This window comes from Bradyrhizobium sp. CCBAU 45321, from assembly GCF_028128975.1.
GTDB lineage: Bacteria > Pseudomonadota > Alphaproteobacteria > Rhizobiales > Xanthobacteraceae > Bradyrhizobium > Bradyrhizobium yuanmingense.
The window spans coordinates 187,881-210,241 of the sequence record NZ_LFKZ01000123.1; the positions used below are offsets into that span (position 1 = coordinate 187,881).

A 22,361-nucleotide genomic window follows, 5' to 3' on the forward strand; every position below is an offset into this window, starting at 1 on the left:
GTTCCGACGACTCGTGGGCTAGAGCGTGACGTTGGAGCCGAGGTTCTGGTGGCCCGCGATCTCGATCTTGAAGTCAGCGGCGGCGTTGCCGTCGACATTGCCCTGGACGACGGTAAATTCCTGGCCGTCGCGCGTCTCGAAGGTCACGGCGAGCTGCCCCGCCGCGGTGAAGGCGGCGTCCGAAACCAGCGTAAAGCTCTGGTTGCCGTCTGCGGCGTAGTTCGCATCGATGCCGCTGAGGTCGATCCGGTCGCCCGGCTCGAAGTCGACGATGGTGTCGCCCTTCGCCGCTTCCACCGAGTTGAAGCGGAAGGTGTCGTCCCCGAGTCCTCCTTTCATCACGTTGACGCCGGTGCCGGCGACGATGACGTCGTTGCCGGAGCCCGTCGTGACGTTCTCGATGCCCCATAGCGTGTCATTGCCGGTCTGGGAGCTCGAGGCGCTACCGTTCATCAGAGGTCCGGAGCTCAGATTGACGGTGACGGCTACACTCGCCGCCGACATGTCCAGCGTATCGTTGCCGGAGCCGCCGGTGCCTTCGTCGCCGAAATAGGCGTCGTTGCCGTCTCCGATCTCGGTCACGATCAGGTCGTTGCCAGCACCGCCGAACACCGTATCGTCGCCCTTGCCGGCATTGATCAGGTCGTTGCCCTCCTCGCCGAAGATGCGGTCCGCTCCGTCATCACCGTAGACGACGTCTGCATCCGACCCGGCCAACACGTGGTCGTCGCCCGCGCCGGCGGAGATCACGTCGCGGCCGCTGCCTGCGTTGACAAAGTCGGCACCCTCGCCTGCCACGATCGCATCTGCCCCGGCACCTCCGATGGCGATGTCATCTCCGGCGAAGGCGACGATGTTGTCGTCGGCCGCGGTGCCGACGAGCGTGTCGGTCTGCGCGGTCCCGGTCCGGACTACACCGGTTGCCGTGGTCTCCTCGTCGTCGCCATCATCGTGCGGCGTTTCGTTCTCGTCTTCGTCTTCGTCCGGTTCGTCTGTCCGGAACTGGGAGGGCACGACGCCGGTGAAGGTGACCGAATGGGTCCCGTTCGAGATGGTTCGGGTGCCATTCTGGTTCTCGACCAAGTGGTAGGTCGTGAGATCCGCTCCTTCCGGAAGCTCGATCACATCTTCGGCCTGCAGGGCGCCTATGATGGTATCGTTGCCGCCGTTGGACTTGAACACGATGCGATGGGCCGAAGTCAGGGCCGAGATGTCGATCGTGTCGTCACCTTCCTCACCATCGATGGTGATGGTGTTGAGGCGCAGGCTGGTGCCGGAGAAGTCGCCGATCACCTGGATCGTGTCGCCGCCTGCGCTGCCGCTGCCGACGGGTTCCGAGTTGTTGATTCGGATCTCCTCGATCTCGCGCAACTCGGCGATGACCGAATTGGCAAAATCGGTATTCGCGCCGCGCGTGACGACAATCTCCGTGGCCCCATTGAGGTTGGCCCCGATGTTGCCGGGCAGCGCATCCCAGGCGGCACGGGTGTAGATGCGGTAGGTCTCCGCGACGGCGGCGTTGCCGGTGATCACGAAGGTATCGCCCAGAGCTCCCTCGGCTCCGCCGTTGACGATATCGCGACCGTCGGAGTTGGTCAGCGACGTCGCGGTCGCGGTGTTGGCGTTCCAGTTGAAAGTGTCGTCGCCATCATCGCCATTCAGCGTGTCGTTGCCGGTGCCGCCATTCACGATGTCGTTTCCACCACCGGCATTGACCGAATCGTTGCCAGCAAGGGCATTGATCGTATCGGCATTGACGGTCCCGTTCAGCGGGACGTTGTTGCCTGCCGTTCCGTTGATCGTCGAGGCCGGCGTCGTCGCCAGGGTGAAATCGTTGATGTCGATGGAGGCATTGCCGATGCCATTGATCGTGATCGTGCCTTGGATCGGCGAGGCCGCACCGCCCTCCCTGATCGTGAGCACGGTGTTGCCACCGGACGCGCTCTCGAAGACACGGGTGGCAAAATTGGCCGCCGTGACTCCAAGACCCGAGAGATCGATCTTGTCCTGGGTGGCCGCGGTGCCCCCGTCTGCATCGAAGCTGCTGATGGTATCGTTGCCGAAGCCGCTCGCGTTGTAGACGATCGTGTTGAAGCCGGTGCCGACATCGATGAGGTCGTTGCCTTCGCCACCTATGATCACGTCGTTGTTGTCGCCGCCGGACAGGGTATCGTTGCCGGTGCCGCCGTCGAGCAGATCGTTGCCGCCGTTGCCCGTCAGGACGTCGAGACCGCCGCCACCGAACAATTGATTGGTGGCGTTGTTTCCGACGATCGTGTTGTCGAGAGCGTTGCCGGTTCCGTTGATCGTATTGCCTCCGACCAGGTTCATATTCTCGACGTTGGTGCCAAGAGTGTAGCTGATGGACGAGTCGACCCGATCGATTCCGCCCGAACCCGCGGCGATCTCATTGACCACGTCGCCGGCATCATCAACGACGTAGATATCGTTGTCGGCGCCGCCCGCCATGGCGTCGCCCCCGGCACCGCCATTGAGCGTGTCGGTGCCGATGCCGCCGTTCAGCGTATCGCCATCGTCGCCGCCGTTCAGCGTATCGTTGCCGTCGCCGCCGAGCAGGCTGTCGGCGCCGAGCCCGCCGGTCAGCGTGTCGTTGCCCAGAAGGCCGCTCAGGGTGTCGGCGAGGTCGCCGCCGGTGATGACGTTGTTGAGATCGTTGCCGGTACCGACGAACGGATCGGCATCAATGCCCGTGTATGCCAGGTTCTCCACGTTGGCGACCGCTTCGATCGACAACACGGCCATTTCGGTCTCGATCGTGTCGGTGCCCTGGTTCAAGGCTTCGACCACGACGTCTGCGATATCGTCGACGACGTAGGTGTCGTTGCCGTTCAGGCCGATCATCAGGTCCGCATCGAGCCCGCCGTCGAGAAGGTCGCCATCACCGGCTCCCGAACCGCCGACCAGAAGGTCTTCGCCAGCTCCGCCTTGCAGCTCGTTGTCGCCGGTGCCGCCGAAGATCAGGTCGTTTCCGCTGCCGCCGATGATCTCGTCATTGGTAAGGTTCTCGCCGGCGATGAAGTTGTTAGCCGTCGATGCCGCGAGGTTGATCGTGCGGCTGAAACCGGTCGGATCGGCACGGTTGACGACGTAATCCTCGAAACCGAGCAGATAACCATTGTAGGTGGCGCCGGTAAAGTTGATGCTCTCGATACCCCGCTGCGGATTGCCACCATCGAAGTGATTGATGGCAGTCACCGTCTGCCCGTTCACGGCGACAACAAGGTCGCCATTGGCCGTGCCAGTGTCATTGTCTGCGGCATTCAGCGTCGTGAGCGCAACCGGCAGGTCCTCTGTGCTGCCTGTCTGGATCACGAGCCGATCGGCCGAACCGCCGTTGTCAAGTTCGGTGATCGTGTCGTTTCCGTCGCCCAGGCGGACGTTGTAGGTGTCGTTGCCGAGGCCGCCGTTGAGCGCATCGTTACCGAGGCCGCCGTCGAGCGCATCATTGCCGTCGCCACCGTTAAGCGTGTCGGTTCCGTCGCCGCCAATCAGGATGTCGTTGCCACCCAGACCATTGAGCACGTCGTTCCCGCCGAGCCCGACGATCAGGTCGTTGCCGTTGTTGCCCACGGGGGCGCCCGGATTGGTGCCATTGAGAGCCGGATCGTTGCCCGGCGTGCCCATGATGATGTTAAATGACTCGCCGCCTGCGAACTCGACACGCTCGATGCCGCGCAGCTTGTCGGTTCCCTCGCCATCTGCGACGGTGTGTGTCACCTGTATGGTGCCGTCGGCATTGCCGGCGAAGATGTACTCGCTGGCAGCGCCCGAGAACACGGCGGTATCAGTGTCGACGACCGCGTCTCCAGTAGCCAGGATCTCGCGCACGATCACGAGCTGACCCGGATTGTACGTGCCGGCAAACATGGCGGCAGCGAGCGTCGTCATGCTGCTGTGCGAGTCGATTTCAGGACCGGTTCCGTCCGAGTTTTGACGGACGCTGATCCGGACGTTCAGCCACTTGTCGCCATCGATGATGTCATCGCCCGCGCGGCCCGTGATCCTGTCGCTGCCGTCGCCACCGAGGATGATGTCACCCGCGGAGTAGGACGTAACGCCGGTGCCCAGGACGGCGTCGAGGCCGTTGATCAGCGCAAGGCTCTCGGCCGTGACGGTGCTGCCGGTGTAGCCTTCCGAACCGCCGAGAGATGACGGCAGACGATCGGCGGCCAGGGTGTCGGAGCCGGTGAGAATATCGTTGAACCTCGAGCCCGACACGCCTTCGACCGACTCGTAGGCATCGAGCGTGCCGTTCACGGGCGGGTTGGGGAACTCATCGAATACAATACCGCGCGTCAGGTCCGCGTCGACGCCGAAGGTGTTGTCCTTGTACGTCACCCAGTCCCAGCCCGACATACCGGCCAGCTTTCCACGGCCGGGACTGCCAACCATGACGTCGTCGCCGCCCTCGGCAATGAACTCGTCGAAACCGCCGTCGCCGAGGAACACATCGTGTCCGACGACGCCATCGCGCGCAAAGAGCTCATCGAAGTTATCGCCCGGGGCACCGTCGAAAGTGCCAGTCTCGATCCAGTCGTTGCCCTCATTGCCCAGAAGGCGTTCGGCGTTCTTGTTTCCGTAGATGAAGTCATCGCCTTCACCGCCGAACACCTCGCCGCCGGCGTCGTTGCCCAAGAAGACGAAGTCCTTGCCGGCGCCGCCGAGAACGAGATCCAGCCCCGGTCCCGAGTTGATGACGTCGTTGCCGGCGCCGCCCTTGATGTTGTCGTCGCCACCGAGGTCCTTGATGATGTCGTCGCCGTCCCCGCCATTGTGGACGTCGTTGCCGGCGCCACCCTCTAGGAAGTCGTTGCCGGCATCGCCATGGAGCGTGTCGTCGCCTTCGCTGGCGATAAGGATATCGTTTCCGGCGGTGCCGCCGAGCACGACGTGCTGATCGCCCGTGTATCGTAGGTAGTTGGTGTCCGCACCCGCCGTGGCCGGATTGTTGCGGATGACCAACGGAGTGAGGATTCCGCCACCTACCGGATCGTTGCCGAGATTGTCGGCGCTCTCATCGACTCCAACGGTCAGCGGATCATCCGCCAGGATGCCATCCGCACCGGCCGTCTCACCTAGTCCCGGATTGTATTGCTTGGTTCGGTCGATTTCCAGAATCAGACCAGGGACCGAGAACACGTCTGAGGGCAGATGAGTGGCATCCGTGTTGCGCATAATCATGGCGGCGAAGGAGTTAGCCTCCATCTCCCCGAACAGGTGCAGGCCGTCGAGCCGCTGCAAGTAGTAGAAGCGGTCGCCGTTCTGAAGCTGCTCCAGCGACACCTCGAAAACGAAGTTGAAGGTCGAACCCAGCATGCCGCCGAACGGCAGGATCTTTTCGGCGAGGCCGCCGATCCAAAGATCGACATTCTCCAGGCCGCCCAGAGCGTTGGCGGCCCCGTAGGCACCGATGCCGTTGAGGAAGTCCTCGGCATCCGCGGGAACCAACAGGCCGCCGACCGATTGCCCGGTGATGATGGTCAGCGCGGCGTCACGCTTACCCTCGATGGTCGTCTGGCCGGTGATCAGCGCGTGGTTTCCGTACGCTGCGATGAAGTTGATGATCGACGCCTCGTGCTTGAGGTTGGCAGCGAACTCAACCCAGCTCTCGTAGGGCTTGAGCTCGGCCGCGCTGTTGGTCACCTCGTAGAACTCGCGCCGCGCGGCGTTGAGCGACGGCACGCCGGTATCGCGGCCACGCGCCAGATTGATGGTGGCGAGATCGAGCGGCAGGCCGAGCAGGTTGTTGCGCAACGCACTCGTCACGAACTCGTCGATCTCGTTGCCGACCTGCCGGGTCATACCCCGGATGATCGCGCCGGCCGCGACCTCGTCGGTCACCCCGTGAGCGGTCCCGCCGACTTCGTCGAACTCGAACGGATTGAGGAAGCCCTCGATAAGGCCGATATGGCCGGCGTTGAACGACGGATCGAACCGGTCAATCGTCTCGGTCAGCATCGAGTGACCGAAGCGATAGACGACGTGAGCGAACTCGGCGACGATCGACGGATTGATCGTGACATCGTAGCCGTCGGGAACAACAAACGGGTTGATCTGGGGCTGAACCTTGCGCGCGAATTCCTCGAACACGAGATGCTGGTACTGCATCTCGGTGCCGAACTTGGCGGCTTGGAACAGGCGTTCCCCGTTCCATTCCAAGTCGCTGACGCCGTCACCGATCACGGCACCTGGCACCAGCCATTCCTGGATGAACGCGTTATCGCCGGTGGCCAGAATGACCGCCTTGGTGTGCTCGACCAAGCGGTTGTGCTCGGCGTGGAAGACATGGTGGACCGCGGTCAGGCCGATGTTCTCGTTGACGCGGCCGTCGCCCGCGATGAAATGCGCGTCGAGCAACTCGTTGTCATATGCACCGGGATCTGCCGGTTGGTTGCCTGGATTCCCCAGCCCGATCTCGATGTCGCCATCGGCAAGGCCGGTCGGAACTGCATCGTGAGCGATGTCAGCGAGGAACGCGTGACCAATGCGGATGGCACCGGCAATGCCAACAGGAGCTTCCGGTGTGCCGGAAATCGTCACATCGTCGGCGGTGTTCGGGATGCCATCGGGGCCGATGCCGATAATGACCTGCGGTGTGCCATTCGCTCCGGGGATGAAATTGCCGTATTGGTCGGTTCTCAGCAGGGGCACGTTGCCGACGTCGGAGTCGGTCAGGATGATCCCTAGCATGTCCCGGGCCTGAGCCTTAAGCTCGCCCCAGGTCGCCATGCCGCCGTTGGCGCCTTCGATCAGCCTGCCGGTTGCGACCGGCTCGCCATCTCCGTTCAGCACGTATTGCCGCAGGAATACCTGGTGCGAAGAATGGGAGGTGTAGGTCTGATTCTGGTCGACAAACGACGTCGTCGTGTTGATGGGTCTGACATCGTCGGCCGTGCCCATGATGCCATCGGCTCCGGGCGTAACGGTCGCGCGCGTCAGCACCATGAAGTTGGTGTGGCTGCCCGGGACATACAGCGGATCGTCGGGTTGCAGAGGAATGTAGACAGTACCGCTGCCGCCCTTCCCTACCAGGTCGAGGCCGTGGTCGAAAAACTGGCCGAACAGAGTGAACCACGAATTGAACGATGCTGACAGGCCGCCGTCCGGCGCGATGTTGGGGAGGCTGATGTTCTCCCCGTCGAATTCGATGCCGAGATCAGCCAGGGTTGTTGCCAGCCCTGCGATAGCCGCCGCTGCCGCCGCGTCTGCCGCATCGCTGGCGTTTTCGGCTATCGCCTCGTTCGCCACTGCCGTCGCCAGAGCGTCGTTGGCGGCTGTCAGAGTGGCAAGAGCTTCCGCGACCGCATCGGGATCAACCAACGCGCTCAGATCGGCCGTGAGACTCTCAGCAGGTGCAACATTTTCATCCGCCAACGTCGCCGCAGCAGCGATCGCTGCAAGATGCGGTCCCGCAGGCTGACCTTCGACCAATGCTCCCCGGATCGCCACCAGCTGCGTGTGCAACGCCAGCGCGTTCGTCTGGACGGCCTGCGCATCGGTGAATTCGACATGGCCCACAGATAGCCCAGTCACCACGGCGGCGGCAGCGTTGGAAGCCGCGAGCGCCGCTGCGACCGCTGCCTCGACCGAGGCGATGTCTGCAGCGCTGATGTTACCACCGACGAGCAGCGCAATCGCGGCCGCTTCTGTCGCAGAATCCGCGGCCGCTGCCGCATCGTCGGACGCGGCTGCCAGCGCTGCAACAGCTGCGCCATTGTCTGCAAGGGCAGCGTCATAGGCGGCCTGCGCCGCAACCTGAGTTGCCGTTGCCGCCGCGACGGCTGCCTCGGCGGCAAGCTCGGCAGCCTGTGCAGCGGTAGCGGCAGCGGTTGTCGTGATGATCAGCTCGGCTGCGTTCTGGACAATCACCAGGTCCGCAAACGGATCTGCCGAACCGGCGCGCTCAAGCGCCGTCACGATCGCCGCTGGATTGTTCAGCGTCTGGTCGACGATTAGGTTGGAGATCGTACGGATGCTGCCGTCGACAACAAAGGAGTTCGGATCGTTGGAGGGCGCGTAAGTCGGCTGAGTCGGGATCGGGGGCATTCCTCCCGGGCCGTCGAAGTCCAACGGCGTGCCGCTCGCCGGCCGGAAGTCCGTCCCGAGCCCTTCGGGGAATTGAATGTCAGCAGCGCCCCACCGCTCCTGCCCCGGCAGCAGATTGTTGTAGGTGCCGTCGACCGTACGAAGACCCAAAGAAAGATTGTAAGCCGGCACAAGCCCACCCACGCCAAACAGCGGCTGACCGCTCGCGTGCGCCTCAGAAATCTTGATCTGCTCCAGGATGAATTCCAGATCGCTCTTGATGTAGGAAACCATGACGCGCTCCCGATGTTGGGCACAGACGCCGCCTAAAGGAGCGAGGTGTCCTGAAGGTGCAGCCGTGAACTCTGGAGCAACTTTGAGGGTTGGGGGCCGTGTGCGGAATGGAGGAAGGTCCGACCGCATTTCAGACAAAGGTCGGAGTGAACTTCAGACCTTGGTCCGAAAAGGGGGCTGGCGCCGCCTCATGTCTTGAAGACGTTTGAAAGCTTTCAACGGCACAGGCCGTTTCTGTGCCAAGCCCAGGCGGAGGAATTGGTCTCGATGTCGCTGAGGTGCGCGGATCTGCCGCGGATCTGCAAGACTGTCCCGGGCAAACGCAAGGACGAGCATTCCTGCAAAATCGGGATGTCCTGTTGCTGGAAGAAAGATCGAGCGCTTTCGATGCGCATGGCTACCTTGTAGAACAAGGTCCTGAAGCCGGATGTTCGAACGTGGTCACCGCCGTGGCCCCCTCGCGACCTGGCAAGCTCTCAGCTGTTACCAAATGCAGAGTCGCCGGCTCATTACTGGAGCCCATCGGCTTTGAATTGGTGTGGCTCAACGAGCCTGCTGCCAAACTCTTGGCCATGCTCGACGCAAACAGCGCACTGACCGATTTTCTTGACGCTTCTTCGTTCTGTCCCGTGAACAGCATCCATGCATGAACCAACATGGCTTGTGCAAGAACCTGGTCCGAGACGCCCTTGTTTCGCGCTTGAGTTTTGGCGAGCTGGATGAACTCACGTGCCCAGAACAAATGCTCTCTCGTTGAGCCATTTCGTTTGGTTGTTTCGTTTTCTTGCTTGATCATTGGGATCATTCCGAAGTTGATCGGCAGCATCGATGTGGAGTTTCTCAATTGAGCGTGTGCGCGCCGAAATTGGAATCTTGCATCTTCTGAGCGGCGACAACGACCTCCAAGCGATTGCGAGCATTCATCTTTTGCATGAGGATCGTCATATAATGTTTCACCGTTTTATCGCTCAGCTTAAGGCGCGCTGCGATTTCCTTGTTCGTATTGCCACGGACCAGAAGCTTGACGATTTGCTCTTCACGGATGGTAAGGTTGATGATGGCTGCAGCCTTCCGCCGAAGCGTTTCATCCCGCAACCCCGCAATGACTTGGCTGGCAAAGCTCCGGGTGATGTAGTTTTCACCCCGTGCAACGGCTTGGATGGCTTCGATCAGCTCGCAGGACTGACCTGCCTTCAAGACGAATCCAACAGCGCCTGCGTCAAGCGCTCGAATCGCACTTGCAACCCCGACCACTCCTGTGAAGGCCACAACTTTTACGGTAGGCACGCTGCTGACTACGTTGGTGATTGCCTCGAAAGCATTGCCTGGCATACCGACTTCAACAATCAAAATGTCAGGTCTGCAGTCAGTCGCGAGTTGGAGAATATCGGGGACGGCCGATCCGGTTCCCAGCAGCTCCAAGTCGGCGTTGCGGCCAATGACGCTGACAAGCGCTTCTTGTGTAATCGGATGATGATCAACGATGGCCACCGAAATGCGACGCATCAACCCCCTCCATTTAAAAGCGAGATAAATATTAAAACAATCGCAGAGATAAATGATTTTAAATAGAATGTAAACGGTCCGGTACCGGCATCTTCATTATCTCTTCCTCCATGCCCACGGATTCGCCCTATCTCGCAAGTGCGTAAAAACTGCGAAGACTTGGCCCGGTTGATGACGTGAACACTACGGCGGAAGGATCTTTGCAATTGTGTCGGTCCCCTGGCGCGATGCCGAGACTGCATCGGGTAAACGGGGCCTCTGATTGCTCTCAGCTAGGCGGACTTTCTCTCTCAGCCTCTCTAGGTTCTCCATTGCTTTAAGCAATCTCACCAGATCGGAGACCATATGTGCCAAAGTGGGCTTGCGCGGCTTTGGAACTCGAGATTTCTGCTTCATCGCGAAACGGCTCCCTGCCAGACCGACGGAGATGTGGCTTGATCCGCAAGGACCGTGCCAACGCAAGCCGACCGATTCACGCAGAGAGGGGCTGTAGGCGGCGCGAGGTTATCGGGTGGGTGAACTCAGCGCACGGCACGTCGTGCAAACAGAAGAGGATACTTCCCATGCTACCCATGAAGCCCATGATCGTCGTGGCGGCATTGAGAGTGCCAAAGCAAAATGCGCCGATTCGTAGCTCCTCACCGTAGCTCCCCGGAACACTTCAAGCTCGCTTTCGAAAGACTGGCGAATAACCAATGGCTTGGCTGTAGTAGTTTGGAGGAGTGGATATCCTCTAACTGTCGATAATGGGGGATTACTGCAGGCCAGTACCCAGATAGCGGCTGCCGCCTAGCGACCTATACGAGACTGCCGCCCGCCAAGCCATCAGGTCAATCGTTTTACAATTGCCTGGGCGTGGTGGAGTTGCGCCGAGCAGAACGCGACGAGTTGTGCATCGCCGCTGGCGCGGGCAGTTGCGAGAGCGAGCTCGATCTGAGAGCACGCTGTCTGGGCCGTTTGCAGATCGCGGGTTCGCTCGGCAAGCCGCATCTGTCCGACACTTAGACCAACGGTGCTGCTAGCCCAACCAACCGGCTCGCGCTCCCGTGTTGTTTCTGTAAGTGCGGCACGGTAGGCTGCGACCGCCTCCTCGAGCCGGGCGGTGCCGCTCTCTCGCTCGCCCAGCGACTGGAGTGCGGTGCCGAGGCAGTGATGGATCAGGGCCCACTCGAATGGGAAACGCTCGCGGGTTTTTTCGCTAAGTGCCGCGCGATAGGCGATTGCCGCCTCCTCGAGTCGGATGGTGCTACTCTCGCGCTCGCCCAGCGTCTGGAGCGCCTTGCCGAGGTTATACTGGATCTTGGCCCAATCGAGCGGCAGGCGCTCGCGTGTTCTCTCGCTAAGAGCCGCGCGATAGGCGGCCACCGCCTCCTCAAGGCGGGCGGTGCCTCTCTCTCGCGCGCCCAGCGTGTGGAGCGCGTTGCCGAGGTTGTTCTGGGTCGCTGCCCAATCGAGCGGCACGCGTTCTCGGGTTCTTTCGCTAAGCGCCGCGCGATAGGCGGCCACCGCCTCCTCGAGCCGCGCGATATCACTCTCACGCTCGCCTAGCTGGTGGAGCGCATCGCCGAGGTTGCTCTGGGTCATGGCCCAATGGAGCGGCACGCGCTCTCGGGTTCTTTCGGAAAGCGCTGAACGAAGGGCGACTACCGCCTCCTCAAGTCGGGCGGTGCCGCTCTCTCGCTCGCCCAGCGTTGCGAGCGCTTTGCCGAGGTTGTTCTGGGTCATAGCCCAATCGAGCGGGACGCGCTCTTACCCGCTTCCGACAGCTCCAGCACCTTCTGCACGTCCTCTGCGTCTTCGCTCTTGAGATCGGTACAGACGCAGCGGGCCCCTCCGTCTTCGTCAACTCGAGTTTCGCCTCGAATGCCAGGGCATCCTCCCCGAACACCCCGCGCGCTTTGGTCACGTGCGCCTCGAAGTTGCCCCTTTGCCGAGATCGTAGTCTTTCCGGGTGCTTGAGCTGGATTATCGTGTCGAGCACGTCCTCCCGCTTGGACGTGCCCCGCGCATTGCCGCCTCGGCCGGCGTGGCGCGAGACCGCTTCGACCGGGCGGACCGTCCCACCCTCGGCCAATACGATCATCCCGTGTGCGTCGTCGCCTTCAACACGACCGATGGCTGGTGACGGGAAGCTTCCGAGGACGTCTTTCGCGAGCTGGCTCCCACGGAAGGAAGTCAGCGAGCCGGTGCAGGAGTTCATCGAGCGGTTCTCGGTCACCCTCGCCGGGCGTCCACGCGTAGCTACCGACCGTAGCAACGCAAAATACATGCGCCACGGTCCTCTAAAAGTGCTTTTAGGTCAGATCGAAAACTCTCCTAGTATGGAGGAGCCCCGTTCCGTCGCTCAAGCGTCTGCCATTGTAACGTCGGGCCAAACGGCGAGCCGGTGACCTGCCTTGGAAGGCGAAGGATCTGGGACGATCTCTCTTGTCTCCAGCTTCCCCCTTCACTTGCGGGGACGACGTCCAGCCCTGAGTGGCCGAGGCGGAGCCTCGCCCTTTTGCGGCACAACAAACAAGTCTGAGATGGAGGCTTCCAACGCCGACGCTAGCTTTTCAAGGACAGCGACTGTGGGGTTTTCAAGGGCTCGTTCCAAGCGGCTAACATAAGTGCGGTCAATCCCCGCATCGCCGCCAGCGCCTCTTGCGAAAGGCCCCGATCAACACGCAGTCGCCGAATGTTTCTTGCCACCAACGCCTGCGCCCGCATTGGCGCAAGGGAACATTCCGTGGTCTATGAAACCACGGACAATAGTGCTACAATTAAGGGACCTGTGCGCTTGCTGAGGCAAATCGCCGATGCCAAACCTCGTTGATGTAGCTCTCCTGCTTCTGACTAGCACACCGATTGTCCTTGCCATCGTTCATTTTTACTTGCGTCTTGTTAAGCCAGAGATTGCCGAGGCTCCGGACATCCCAGCAGATTGGTTCAGGCTAATTGATCGCGCGGCCAGCTTAGCTGCGTGGAGCGTAAGCGGCTTTTGCCTTTTCAAGGGCCTAGACGCATGGTTTTGGTGGTTGCCGACGTCAGAATACAAGATGAGCGTATTGATAATTATATCTATGTTTGCGTCCCTCTTTTTGCTCCTCGGCATTGGCCGAGTGGGCACCCGCCTGCGCGCACAAGCTCGGCATGATTTTTTGTCAAGAACAGCAGAATAGACCAATGCGAATGAGTGTTCATGCTGACTTAAAGGCTCTATTCAGTACCGGGACGAAGCCACGATATTATCGCAACTACGAACTTACCTTTGAGAATGGGCAACCAACGTTCATTCTCTCGGAGATTGATGTTGCACTTGAAGAAGCTATTCGACGATGGTGCGGCGAAGAACCAGAATCTTAGCTGTTGAGGCACGGCAACGGGCTTGTCGTCCTTTTCGGACCCCTCGCCCCATGCACCAGGCGATAAGACCCGCCCTCGGCGCCTGTAGACTGAACACCGCGCCGAGTCGGAGTGCCGGGATTTCGGAAAATGCCTGTTTATAGAATTTCCATAACAGCCGAAGTATCTTGAAGAAACATCAGGTAACTGTATAAGTCGAAAACGTTAGGGCAGCAGACATGCGCCCCAGGGACGCCCTCGGCAAGCCGATGGGCGTTTTCTTTTACCAGCCAAATCCCCAACCAATCCGAACCAAGCCCGCCAGATGTCTCATCTCGCGGGCATTTTCATTGGAGAAGCACGTGGCCAACGAGCGCTATCTCACGACGAAGGAAGCTGCAGCTCACATCAAGTCATCGACTTCGACACTTTCCAAGCGACGTCTGACCGGCGACGGCCCTGCCTTCGTCCGAATTGGTCGCGCCGTGCGATATCGACAGGCAGATCTCGACGCCTGGATGGAGGCGTCTACTGCTTTGCGCTCAACACAGCGCAGGTCAGGCGGCAGAGCAAAGTATTGATGAAAGCCCACCGCTTCACAGCGCTGAGGCTGTGAAGCGTGAAATCGCCCACTGTGAAGCCTTCAACTGCGAAGCTGTGAGGATGCCGGATCCCTTTGTCACCTGCGCGACTTCCCATGTTGACATCGTCCGTCTACGGGACAGTGAACGTGTCGGTAACAGCCACGGGCGACGAGTTACTTGCACTGGTTCTGCTGGGTGCGCCGCCTGGCATCAGGGTGCCGGCGTCGTCGCTGCCTAACGCGAGGTTGGCCGCCTAAGGACGCGACGTGGAGAGCGGGCTGGCAGTGCGCGCGTTAGCGCTCGACGGCTTCGTCGAATGCAGCGATGGGCAGCTCTATCACCCCGTAATCAGCGGATTCTGCCCTCAAAACCGACACCAAACGGCCTGGAAACGCAAGCGGACCGTCGCCAACGCTGCGGCCGCCGTCTCCCTGAGCTCCGCCCGCTTCACAGCGCCGACGTCTGTGAAGTGTGAAAGCCGTTGTGAAGCCCTCAACTCAACTGTGAAGCTGTGAAATGCCTGATCCCTTCGTCCCCACTGATCTCGACCTCCGCGACTTCCCCAACATGCCGTTGGACGTCGTGCGGCTGCGCGACAGTGACCTCTCCGTGACCGCGACAGGCGATGAGTTTCGTTCGGCCATCCTGCTTTGGTGCGCCGCCTGGCATCAGGTGCCGGCCTCGTCGCTGCCTGATGACGATCGCCTGCTCGCGCGCTTCGCCGGCTTCGGGCGCGACCTGAAGGGCTGGAAGGCGGTGCGTGAGGCGGCGCTGCACGGCTTCATCAAGTGCAGCGATGGGCGGCTCTATCACCCTGTCATCGGCGATATGGCGCTGATGGCGGACGAGAAACGCCGCGGCAACAGCCGTAGGACGGCTGCGGCGACCGCGGCAGCGGGGGAGGCCCGGAGGACGTTACGGCTCAAAGCAGAGCACCGTAACGGTGTCCGTGACGGATCGAATGTGCAGGACGTTACGGTTCCTAAGAGAAGTGAAGTGAAGGGAAGTGAAGAGAATGTTGCTCCTAACGGAGCAACAGCTGCTCCGACGCCGAGCAAGTCGATCTTCAAGCCCGAGGACCACGTTCTGACCGAGCGCATCATGCTCGCCCAGGGCCTCGACATGCACGACCCTCGCGTGATCGGCTCGACCAACTTCGTCGCGAAGTGGCGCAAGGCCGGGTGGAGCCCGGACGTGATCGTGAACACGATCGAGCGCGTCATGGCCGGTCGCACCGAGGCGCCCGGCTCGCTGAAGTATTTCGAGAAGGCGATCGCCGATGCGCACGCCGAGATCGCCCGTCCCGTGCCCCAGGGTACCACCGGCCCTCCCAAGCGCGTTCGTAGGACCGCAGGCGATATCTTTTTCGAACTCGACGCTGAACTGAGAGGACAGACCAATGCAGCCGATTCCGTTCCCAACGAGGACTACTCCGCTGGTCCCGGTATCATCCTGGACGCATGACGCCGCGATCGATCGGCTTGTGCGCCATGTTGAAAGCTCCGCGCTGGAGTTGGTGCAGGGGCGCGCAACGCTGACGCGCGCGCTGACCCCCGCTGAGAAGGATTGCTTCGACACCAGAGTCGCCGCGATTCAGAAATCCCTCATGCCAGCCAACGGCGAGGCCGACATGAAGCGGATCGCACGGGCTCTGAGCGCTGCGCTGATGGGCTACCCTCGTTCGGACACCGACAAGCTGGTGCGCGACTACACGCGCCTGCTGGCCGTCCTGCCGCCATGGGCGGTCGAGCAAGCGTGCGACGACATCCGCCGCGGTGCCGCACCGAGCATCAATCCGACCTATCCGCCATCGGCGCCGGAGATCCACAAACTCGCCGAAGAGAAGTTGAACGAGGCGAAAAGGGAGCGCAATCGGTTGACGCTGCTGATCGGCGCGACGGTCAAGGGCAGCACCGCACAACCATCGGAAGATGCCAGGAAGCGCATCGAGCTCAAGCGGATGGAATTTCACGAGCAGATGGATGCCGCTGGCCGCGACCGCGCCCAAGAGGAAATGGACAAGGCCGCCCGGCTCGAGGCCGAGAAGCGCAAGGCCGACCGCGAGGAGCACACTCGCCGCATGGAGTACGTCCTGCAGGGCTACGAGCCGCCGACAAACAAGGACGGCATGACCATCACGATGTCGCTGGCGATGGCCACGGGCATGAAGCTGACCAAGCGTGCGCCCGCTCCGCCGCCGAAGTGCGAGTTTTCACCCGAGGACTAGCCACGGATCACCTCACCACCAACTATCTAGGGCGGATGTAAAGGAACAGGGAAATGGCATCTACAAGGAAACCTTACGACCCAAGCGCACGCCGCGTGGCTGAGCGCAAGGCAAACGGCGCTAAGCCTCACGGCGTGGCACCGACTGCTTTCTTTCGCATCAAGGAATACGGCCCGCGCCTCGGCGTCGATCCGCGGTTAACAACCGTCCTCGGCCGCATGGGCATGTTCAAGGAGCTGTCCGATGCCGAGGTCGATGCAGGTTTTCGCATCGCTGAGGTCTACGGCCGCTACGAGTGGCTGAAGGGGCTTCCACGCCGAAGCGCGGCATCGCCGTCCTATGAGCACGGATTCGGCACGAAGGAAATCCATCTCGATCGGCTGACGCAGGACGAGCTCAAGCGCCACAACAAAGCCGTGCGGCGCGCCCAGAAGGCGTTCGATCAGATGCTCGGCTGTATCGGTAGCCAGCATGCGCTCATCGAGCGCGTCTGCGTGCTCAACCAGGAGCCCGGCCCAATCCACAAGAGCAAGCTCGCGGCTGTGCTGCACAAGGTCGCGATCCAAATGGGCCTGATCGTCGATACCGGCACCAAGCCCAAGCCGAAAGTGCCGACCAAAGATGACGGCGCACTACTCGCCGAGGCTGCCGTCGACGCGCTGGTGCAATGGTTCGGCGACCGCAATAGCAAGCCAACGCATTTCAGCCTAGTCAACAATTCGGACTGGAAGGCATCGCGCGGCATCACTGGTTCGGACGGTCGCTATCACCACACCATCGTCGTCCCGCTGCGAGACCTGACCGCCGAACAGATGGACGGCAAGCTCCGTCTCGCCCGTGCCGTTGCCGGAATGCTCGAAACTACTGGCGCGGAAACAGGAGACGCCACGTGAGGAGCCCGCTCCTGGATTTATCAGCTCTCTCTGAGCGAGGTCGTCTCATGCCCGCGTACCGCATCGCGCTCGCCGCCTATGTTCGCGCAAAGGCTCTGTACCCGCATTGCGAAGCGCAGACACGCACTCTTCCTCTCGACCAGAAAGGCTCCAATCATGATAGCGACTTCCGACAGTGCTCCCGGGCTCCCGGTTCAGACGCGACCGGCGCTCGTCGCCACCGTCCAAGAAACCATGAGGGTATTGAGAATTGGACGCGCAAAAACTTATGAGCTCTTGAATGAAGGGGTACTGGAAAGCTACCTGGAAGGCTCGTCTCGCAAGATCACGTGGCGCAGCATTGAGGCGTATGTCGAGCGGCGACTCCGCGAGGAAACCGCGCGTCGCCAAGAACGCACTCGCGGGTTGAGGGCCGAATGAATATGCAAGATCGTAAGATCGGTTCACTTGGCAGAGCTCTGGTGTGAAACGTAGACCAGCGGATACTCCCTCCTCCAAATCGCCTTGATAGCGTTCGTTCTTTTGCGGCTCAGATTCATAGCTACGGTTGAAAACTACGATCTCGGGCGCCCTGCAGCGTCCCGCACCCAGTAAGTGCCGGGATGTCGGCTTTTCCAGCCAGAAGCGGACTAAGTTCTGAGAAAGCCGGGATGCCCGATTCTGACCCGGAGCGGAAGTCAACCGGCGGCGGTCTTTTCGTAGGTCTGCATCTCGGCTAGGATTTGGCGCATGCCGCTCACCAGCCCAATACGGCACTATGATCCGAGGTGGCCGCAAGAATATGCGAAGGAGGAAGCGCGCCTGCGACCTGTCTTCGGATCGGCTCTGGTGGAAATCCATCACGTTGGAAGCACCGCGGTGCCCGAATTAGCCGCGAAAGGCGAAATCGACATACTTGCGGTGATCACTCTCGCCGGAGCGATAAAAGATTGGACGCAATCGCTTGAAGAGTTGGGCTATCGACGCGGAGGTGATCTGTCGGACGGCCATCATTTCTTCAAACGCGATGTGGCCGGTCTCCGGGCGCACAAACTTCATATCTGTCGGGAAGGCCACGCGCAGATCGATAGAATGTTGCTTTTTCGAGAGCACCTGCGAGAGCACCCAGTGGATCGGATGAGATACCAAGAACTAAAGCTTAAGCTGGAACGGGACAATACTGGCGGCATTCAAGAGTACCTCGCCGCTAAAGAGCCATTCATCAGCAAAATTCTCTCTGGCCTCGCTTGATCCGCTGCAATCCTCGATCTGAATTGCACCGTAGTGCGGCGAGCCGTCAAACTCATACTTGACGACGTACCTGATGCGCGCGACCGACTTCTTCTTGGCTATTCGCAGGTTCTCCTCACATCGTCCTATTTCATAACAGTCAACTCGCCTATGTCGCCTAAGGGGCCCGAAGCGGAAGTCGCTAGCCGTTAAGTTGGATTCTTGATGAGCACCTTCAACATAGGGTAGCCAGAGCTAGTACCAAAGTTGCCGACCGGCTGGCCATCGGTCGTGTAGCCGTTCGATTTATAGAATTGAAGGGCGGTTTCAGTGCTCGTGAGGATGCACCGCGTATTGCCTCGCTCTAGTGCCCTCTCTTCGAGCGCCCGAAGCAAGGCACGGCTGACGCCTTGAAATCTCACATCTGGGCAAACGTAATTCAGAGTAATTTGGCCTGCGTCAGTGACCGAGCCCACGGCAAGAACTTTGCCTTCATCCGTGGCGACGAGCAACGAATTACCGGGCTGCTTTATCCAAGCGGAGAAAATCTCGGGAGTCTTGTTTCTCAACCAACGCTCCAAGATGCCCCTATCATTTTTATGATCAGCCTCGCACAGTTCTGCGATCGACCGCCTCATCACAAGGCAAGCAGCTTCTGCGTCCTCAATCTTGGCATCCCGAATTTCCATTCGACAATTATGTACAGAATCATGAGGGGTGCAACCATAAGATGCGATGGCGGTTCGACCGCTTTTGGCCCATCTGCGAAGTTGCGCCCTGTCTGACGGGAGTCCGCTCATCGTGGCAGAGCGGACCAGATTTTCTCAACCTGAGTTCTTCGCATTTCGACCCACTTACGAGATGGGCCACTCGCCTTCCCGGGTGGCGCACCAAGACCGCCCAGCTCGGGATGGATGCGTACTTCGCTGCCGCCGCCACGCAGTTGCAAACGCGCTTACGCAACCTACCGGGACCGCACCGCACATTGAGATTGAGTACTAACGCCTCGCGATGCTGCCTGTGGGCGCGCGACTGAACAAAGGTGTCGGTTGCGACATGTCGCCACCGTGGCTAGGCGGCTTGGCGCCCCTGACCAAGGTCGGGATGCTGCATGTCCCGACTTCCAATCCACACTTTCAGCGCGTTCGCTGGGCTTAGCAACGCGGTTGGCTGTTGCATAAGGTTGGCGACTTCCAGGAACCTGGTTGCCAGCGCGCCGTCACGTTGCGCCGCTCGGTAAAACTTCGATATGTACCAGTTGACAAAGCGCACCTGCGCCGTCCGCTTGCCCTCAACGCGCGGGTTTTGCAAATCACTGCCCACGGCGATTTGCCAGGGAGTTTCGATGACCCGACTGGCCATCTGGAAGAAGCGGCGAGCAATCCCTTGTTTTCCTTTTGCCAGGCACTCGCGCAAGGCCAGCGATTCCACACAAGCTACCGTCATTCCCTGACCATAGACCGGATCGAAGCTGCACAAGGCATCGCCATACACCAGATAGCCTTCCGGAAAGTGAGTCAGTTTCTCGTAGTGACGTCGTGTGTTCGAAACAAACTTGTATGGCGTGAGCGGAGTAAGCGGCTCCGCATTCCGGATCACGTTGAATATTTCCGGCTTTTGCAAGCCACGTGCAAACTCAAGGAAACCAGCATCATCCAGTGGTGCTTGATCGTCCATGTAACCGCCTAATGTCACGGTCCAACGTTCGCGCTCCTGTGGCAGAAGGGCACCGAAGCGAAAATCAGGCAAGCACGCCCCCATAAGAACGAATTTCCTGCCATGCAGGTAATTCTCCATATGTTCGGGCTTGAGACGACAGAAGCGGGTGACATAGCCGAGATTGACAGTGACCTGCTCCTCCGGCGGTTTTGCGAAACCAAACGCATTGAGCCATGTGGGGCTTGATGACCCGCGACCACTTGCATCAACGACGAGATCGGCTTCCAGGCTTTCCTTGTCGCCTGAGCCATTTTTTGACTGGACGCGAACACCGGTCACGCGGCCGGAGGGGAGATCAAACACCGGCTCCACCACGTCACGACGCTCCTGCACCCGAATGTTGGGTAGTTGAAGGAGCCGCCGTCGCACGAAGCCTTCCAGCGTCGGTCGGCTCACCCCGAGCCCAACCATCTTGCTGGGGGCATTGTGAAGATAGACGCCGTAATTGAACCAAAGCCCATCGTTGACGATGTCCGCAGGTACCGCTCCCTGAGCGATTATTTCCTCAGTAAATCCGGGAAACGACTGCTCGAGTACCTCGCGCCCGCGGGCAAGCAATCCGTGCGTATGCCGTCCTTGCGGTACGCCTTTGCGCGCATCAGCCGAATCCGGAAACGAGTCACGCTCAAGTATGGTTACTTCGTCGAAATGATCCGCCAAAGCGCGTGCGGCTAAAAGACCGCCCATTCCCGCGCCCACCACAACCGCGTGCTTGCCAACGTGTACCATCGACCCCTCCCGGCATTTACTTAACTGCAGGACGAAGCAGGACACTCGTTGAACATTCGCCGGTACTACGCCCGGTGCAATATCATCGCGCCTTTCGGCACCAGTCGCAAGGCTGCTCGAGAACGTGTTTCGGTTCTTTGATACCGCCTGGCCAGGGTTCGCGATTGAGGGAACTCCGCAGAGCTGAACGTCTAGCCGAGGACAGTTGAGGCGCCTTGGCCTTGATCTACCGACCTCGAAGCTGTTGCAGGCCAAATGAGGTAATCGCTTTTCCCCATGAGTCCGAAAATGGCCCATCGGCGAAGTGGAGACGCCTTTCAATGTGGTCCGCTTGGTGGCGTCGAGCGGACTGACTTTGCTCACTTTGAGCACTTCGCATTCTGACGCATTGCGGACCTCATCGACAGTTCTCATGGTTTGCCTTGGCGGGTGTCCAAGTTCGCCATTCAGCCAAAGCGGATGTGGGATAGACTACTTGTCCATTAAAGAGATGCGGGCCCATCTAGAACTGCTCCGCGTGCAAATGGCCGAATGCGAGCGCCTTCAACAGGCAGCAAGGAGCCAGCTCAAGCGCGACGTCTATGCGCGGGCGCTCACTCGTTACAAGGCAATCGCAAGAGAGCTGGAACAAGCAATAGCATGCCTGCCGGACTTTAGGACCCCCGCGTCGGCCGCAAAGGCAACATGAGGAAGAGTAAGGCCGCCTCGGTTGCCTCTTCGTCCCCTCGTTGACGACTGCCGCTTCCGGACCTTGACCGAACAATGCTGAGACCATCGTATTGTCGGCTATCGGCGGCAGACCGGACGCGGCGCCGTGCTCACTTCGACCGCTGCTTTTGACCCTAAACGGACTCTGGATGTGCGGCCGGCGATTCATGATCAGTTCTGCGTTGCTTAAGTGTTCTCATGCCCTCAGGGGGCGCTGGCCTGTTTCCGACGCTAGTGGCCTAAGTTGAAAACGGGTGTGGCCCAACTTGACTTTTCACCCGCTTGGCGCCGGGTATAATCGTTCCAATAAAGGGAACGACTACGATGGACTACCGCGCTTACATCATGAGCGAGGACGGGCATATCAGCGGGGTTCATGAGTTCGAATGCGCTGACGACGAGGAGGCCAAGGCCAAGGCCGCCCAGATGCTCGACGGGCACGACTTAGAAGTGTGGCAGCGTGAACGGCGCGTTGCGATTTTGAAGCGCCATACCCGACAGTAGGGCCGCCTCAATTGGCAAGAGCATGAGCAATTTTGCTCAGATCACACGATGCGGATATGCAATCCGTTGGGCACCGGGGTTTTGCAAACCCACCCGGGGCTGGGAAGCCGCTGCCCGCGACGCAGATTAAGCGGGCGGCCTTGTCCGCGCAACCGTGGGCGGCGATTGTGCACAACCGACCGGAGAGCCTGTAATGATTAGCGCCATTGAGCGTCGGAAGGCCGCCAAAGCCCTCAAGATTGAAGCTGGCGTCATCGGTATCCCCAAAGAAAGTCGCCCTGCTCACCAACATCGCCCACAGCTTGCGAGCCAGTTAGAAATGCTCGATGACCATGAACGGGAAAGCAAGCGAGGAGAGTAAGGCCGCCTCACTTTGCGGCCGCTTTCATGTCGTCGATGTGGTCCAGGTCGCCTATTGCCCCATCAGCGAAGTCGCGGCACCTCGTTGAGGTCCGCTTATCGAGGCGAGGCAGACTAGATTTGCTCAGGTTGAGTTCTTCGCATTTTGACTCAATTGAGACATCTGCTGCGCTTCGGTGACGTTTGATTGACGCTAGTGCTACACGGCAATCTCGGTCCTCGCCGCCAGCAGGGCTCGCGCCCGGAGGTCCACTATGA

At 60.3% G+C, this 22,361-nt stretch carries 15 protein-coding genes; 8 read left to right on the forward strand and 7 right to left on the reverse strand.

Features of this window, described 5'->3' with window-relative positions:
• Positions 1-18 precede the first annotated feature (18 nt).
• From ACM43_RS19955 to ACM43_RS38645, 5 genes are all read right to left on the reverse strand, one after another.
• Positions 19-8,340: a peroxidase family protein gene (locus tag ACM43_RS19955; protein ID WP_271542229.1), complete on the reverse strand. Its 8,322-nt coding sequence runs from the start codon at positions 8,338-8,340 to the stop codon at positions 19-21.
• A gap of 397 nt (positions 8,341-8,737) precedes the next feature.
• On the reverse strand, positions 8,738-9,166 hold the full coding sequence (locus tag ACM43_RS19960; RefSeq protein WP_271542230.1) for a hypothetical protein: 429 nt from the start codon (positions 9,164-9,166) through the stop codon (positions 8,738-8,740).
• Between the two features lie 14 nt (positions 9,167-9,180).
• Entirely contained in the window at positions 9,181-9,846 is a 666-nt protein-coding gene (locus ACM43_RS19965; protein WP_271542231.1) for a LuxR C-terminal-related transcriptional regulator, read from the reverse strand.
• Between the two features lie 825 nt (positions 9,847-10,671).
• The gene (locus ACM43_RS19970; protein WP_271542232.1) at positions 10,672-11,571 is read right to left on the reverse strand and encodes a tetratricopeptide repeat protein; all 900 of its coding nucleotides are present in this window, start codon (positions 11,569-11,571) and stop codon (positions 10,672-10,674) included.
• 721 nt (positions 11,572-12,292) lie between these two features.
• On the reverse strand, positions 12,293-12,442 hold the full coding sequence (locus ACM43_RS38645) for a hypothetical protein (protein ID WP_333919497.1): 150 nt from the start codon (positions 12,440-12,442) through the stop codon (positions 12,293-12,295).
• A gap of 202 nt (positions 12,443-12,644) precedes the next feature.
• Here ACM43_RS38645 and ACM43_RS19980 point away from each other — a divergent pair, with 202 nt between their 5' ends.
• The 6 genes from ACM43_RS19980 to ACM43_RS20000 all read left to right on the forward strand — a co-directional run bounded on the left by ACM43_RS19980 (position 12,645) and on the right by ACM43_RS20000 (position 18,104).
• On the forward strand, positions 12,645-13,007 hold the full coding sequence (locus ACM43_RS19980) for a hypothetical protein (protein ID WP_271542233.1): 363 nt from the start codon (positions 12,645-12,647) through the stop codon (positions 13,005-13,007).
• Between the two features lie 432 nt (positions 13,008-13,439).
• Positions 13,440-13,751, forward strand: coding sequence for a helix-turn-helix transcriptional regulator (locus ACM43_RS38970; protein ID WP_442869326.1), 312 nt, complete (start codon positions 13,440-13,442; stop codon positions 13,749-13,751).
• A 519-nt stretch (positions 13,752-14,270) separates the two neighbouring features.
• Positions 14,271-15,218, forward strand: a complete 948-nt coding sequence (locus ACM43_RS19985; protein ID WP_271542234.1) for a DUF1376 domain-containing protein — start codon at positions 14,271-14,273, stop codon at positions 15,216-15,218.
• Positions 15,219-15,360: 142 nt separating this feature from the next.
• The gene (locus ACM43_RS19990; protein WP_271542235.1) at positions 15,361-15,981 is read left to right on the forward strand and encodes a hypothetical protein; all 621 of its coding nucleotides are present in this window, start codon (positions 15,361-15,363) and stop codon (positions 15,979-15,981) included.
• 134 nt (positions 15,982-16,115) lie between these two features.
• Positions 16,116-16,874, forward strand: coding sequence for a hypothetical protein (locus ACM43_RS19995; protein ID WP_271542236.1), 759 nt, complete (start codon positions 16,116-16,118; stop codon positions 16,872-16,874).
• Between the two features lie 729 nt (positions 16,875-17,603).
• Positions 17,604-18,104 carry a GrpB family protein gene (locus ACM43_RS20000; protein ID WP_271542237.1) on the forward strand — a complete coding sequence of 167 codons (501 nt, stop codon included), beginning with the start codon at positions 17,604-17,606 and terminating at the stop codon, positions 18,102-18,104.
• A gap of 188 nt (positions 18,105-18,292) precedes the next feature.
• Here the strand turns inward: ACM43_RS20000 and ACM43_RS20005 are convergent, their stop codons facing one another.
• Entirely contained in the window at positions 18,293-18,772 is a 480-nt protein-coding gene (locus tag ACM43_RS20005) for a GNAT family N-acetyltransferase (protein WP_271542238.1), read from the reverse strand.
• 382 nt (positions 18,773-19,154) lie between these two features.
• Entirely contained in the window at positions 19,155-20,531 is a 1,377-nt protein-coding gene (locus tag ACM43_RS20010) for an FAD-dependent oxidoreductase (RefSeq protein WP_271542239.1), read from the reverse strand.
• A gap of 1,032 nt (positions 20,532-21,563) precedes the next feature.
• Here ACM43_RS20010 and ACM43_RS20015 point away from each other — a divergent pair.
• Both ACM43_RS20015 and ACM43_RS20020 read left to right on the forward strand, forming a co-directional pair.
• Positions 21,564-21,743, forward strand: coding sequence for a hypothetical protein (locus tag ACM43_RS20015; protein WP_271542240.1), 180 nt, complete (start codon positions 21,564-21,566; stop codon positions 21,741-21,743).
• A 193-nt stretch (positions 21,744-21,936) separates the two neighbouring features.
• Complete coding sequence (locus ACM43_RS20020) at positions 21,937-22,104, forward strand: hypothetical protein (RefSeq protein WP_271542241.1); 168 nt, start codon at positions 21,937-21,939, stop codon at positions 22,102-22,104.
• The last annotated feature ends 257 nt before the right edge of the window (positions 22,105-22,361 follow it).

Coding starts and splice junctions, on each gene's coding strand:
- ACM43_RS19955 (WP_271542229.1), bottom strand. CDS start 8,340: ATGGTTTCCTACATCAAGAGCGATCTGGAATTCATCCTGGAGCAGATC.
- ACM43_RS19960 (WP_271542230.1), bottom strand. CDS start 9,166: ATGCTGCCGATCAACTTCGGAATGATCCCAATGATCAAGCAAGAAAAC.
- ACM43_RS19965 (WP_271542231.1), bottom strand. CDS start 9,846: ATGCGTCGCATTTCGGTGGCCATCGTTGATCATCATCCGATTACACAA.
- ACM43_RS19970 (WP_271542232.1), bottom strand. CDS start 11,571: ATGACCCAGAACAACCTCGGCAAAGCGCTCGCAACGCTGGGCGAGCGA.
- ACM43_RS19980 (WP_271542233.1), top strand. CDS start 12,645: ATGCCAAACCTCGTTGATGTAGCTCTCCTGCTTCTGACTAGCACACCG.
- ACM43_RS38970 (WP_442869326.1), top strand. CDS start 13,440: ATGGGCGTTTTCTTTTACCAGCCAAATCCCCAACCAATCCGAACCAAG.
- ACM43_RS19985 (WP_271542234.1), top strand. CDS start 14,271: ATGCCTGATCCCTTCGTCCCCACTGATCTCGACCTCCGCGACTTCCCC.
- ACM43_RS19990 (WP_271542235.1), top strand. CDS start 15,361: ATGCCAGCCAACGGCGAGGCCGACATGAAGCGGATCGCACGGGCTCTG.
- ACM43_RS20000 (WP_271542237.1), top strand. CDS start 17,604: ATGCCGCTCACCAGCCCAATACGGCACTATGATCCGAGGTGGCCGCAA.
- ACM43_RS20005 (WP_271542238.1), bottom strand. CDS start 18,772: ATGGAAATTCGGGATGCCAAGATTGAGGACGCAGAAGCTGCTTGCCTT.
- ACM43_RS20010 (WP_271542239.1), bottom strand. CDS start 20,531: ATGGTACACGTTGGCAAGCACGCGGTTGTGGTGGGCGCGGGAATGGGC.
- ACM43_RS20015 (WP_271542240.1), top strand. CDS start 21,564: ATGGACTACCGCGCTTACATCATGAGCGAGGACGGGCATATCAGCGGG.
- ACM43_RS20020 (WP_271542241.1), top strand. CDS start 21,937: ATGATTAGCGCCATTGAGCGTCGGAAGGCCGCCAAAGCCCTCAAGATT.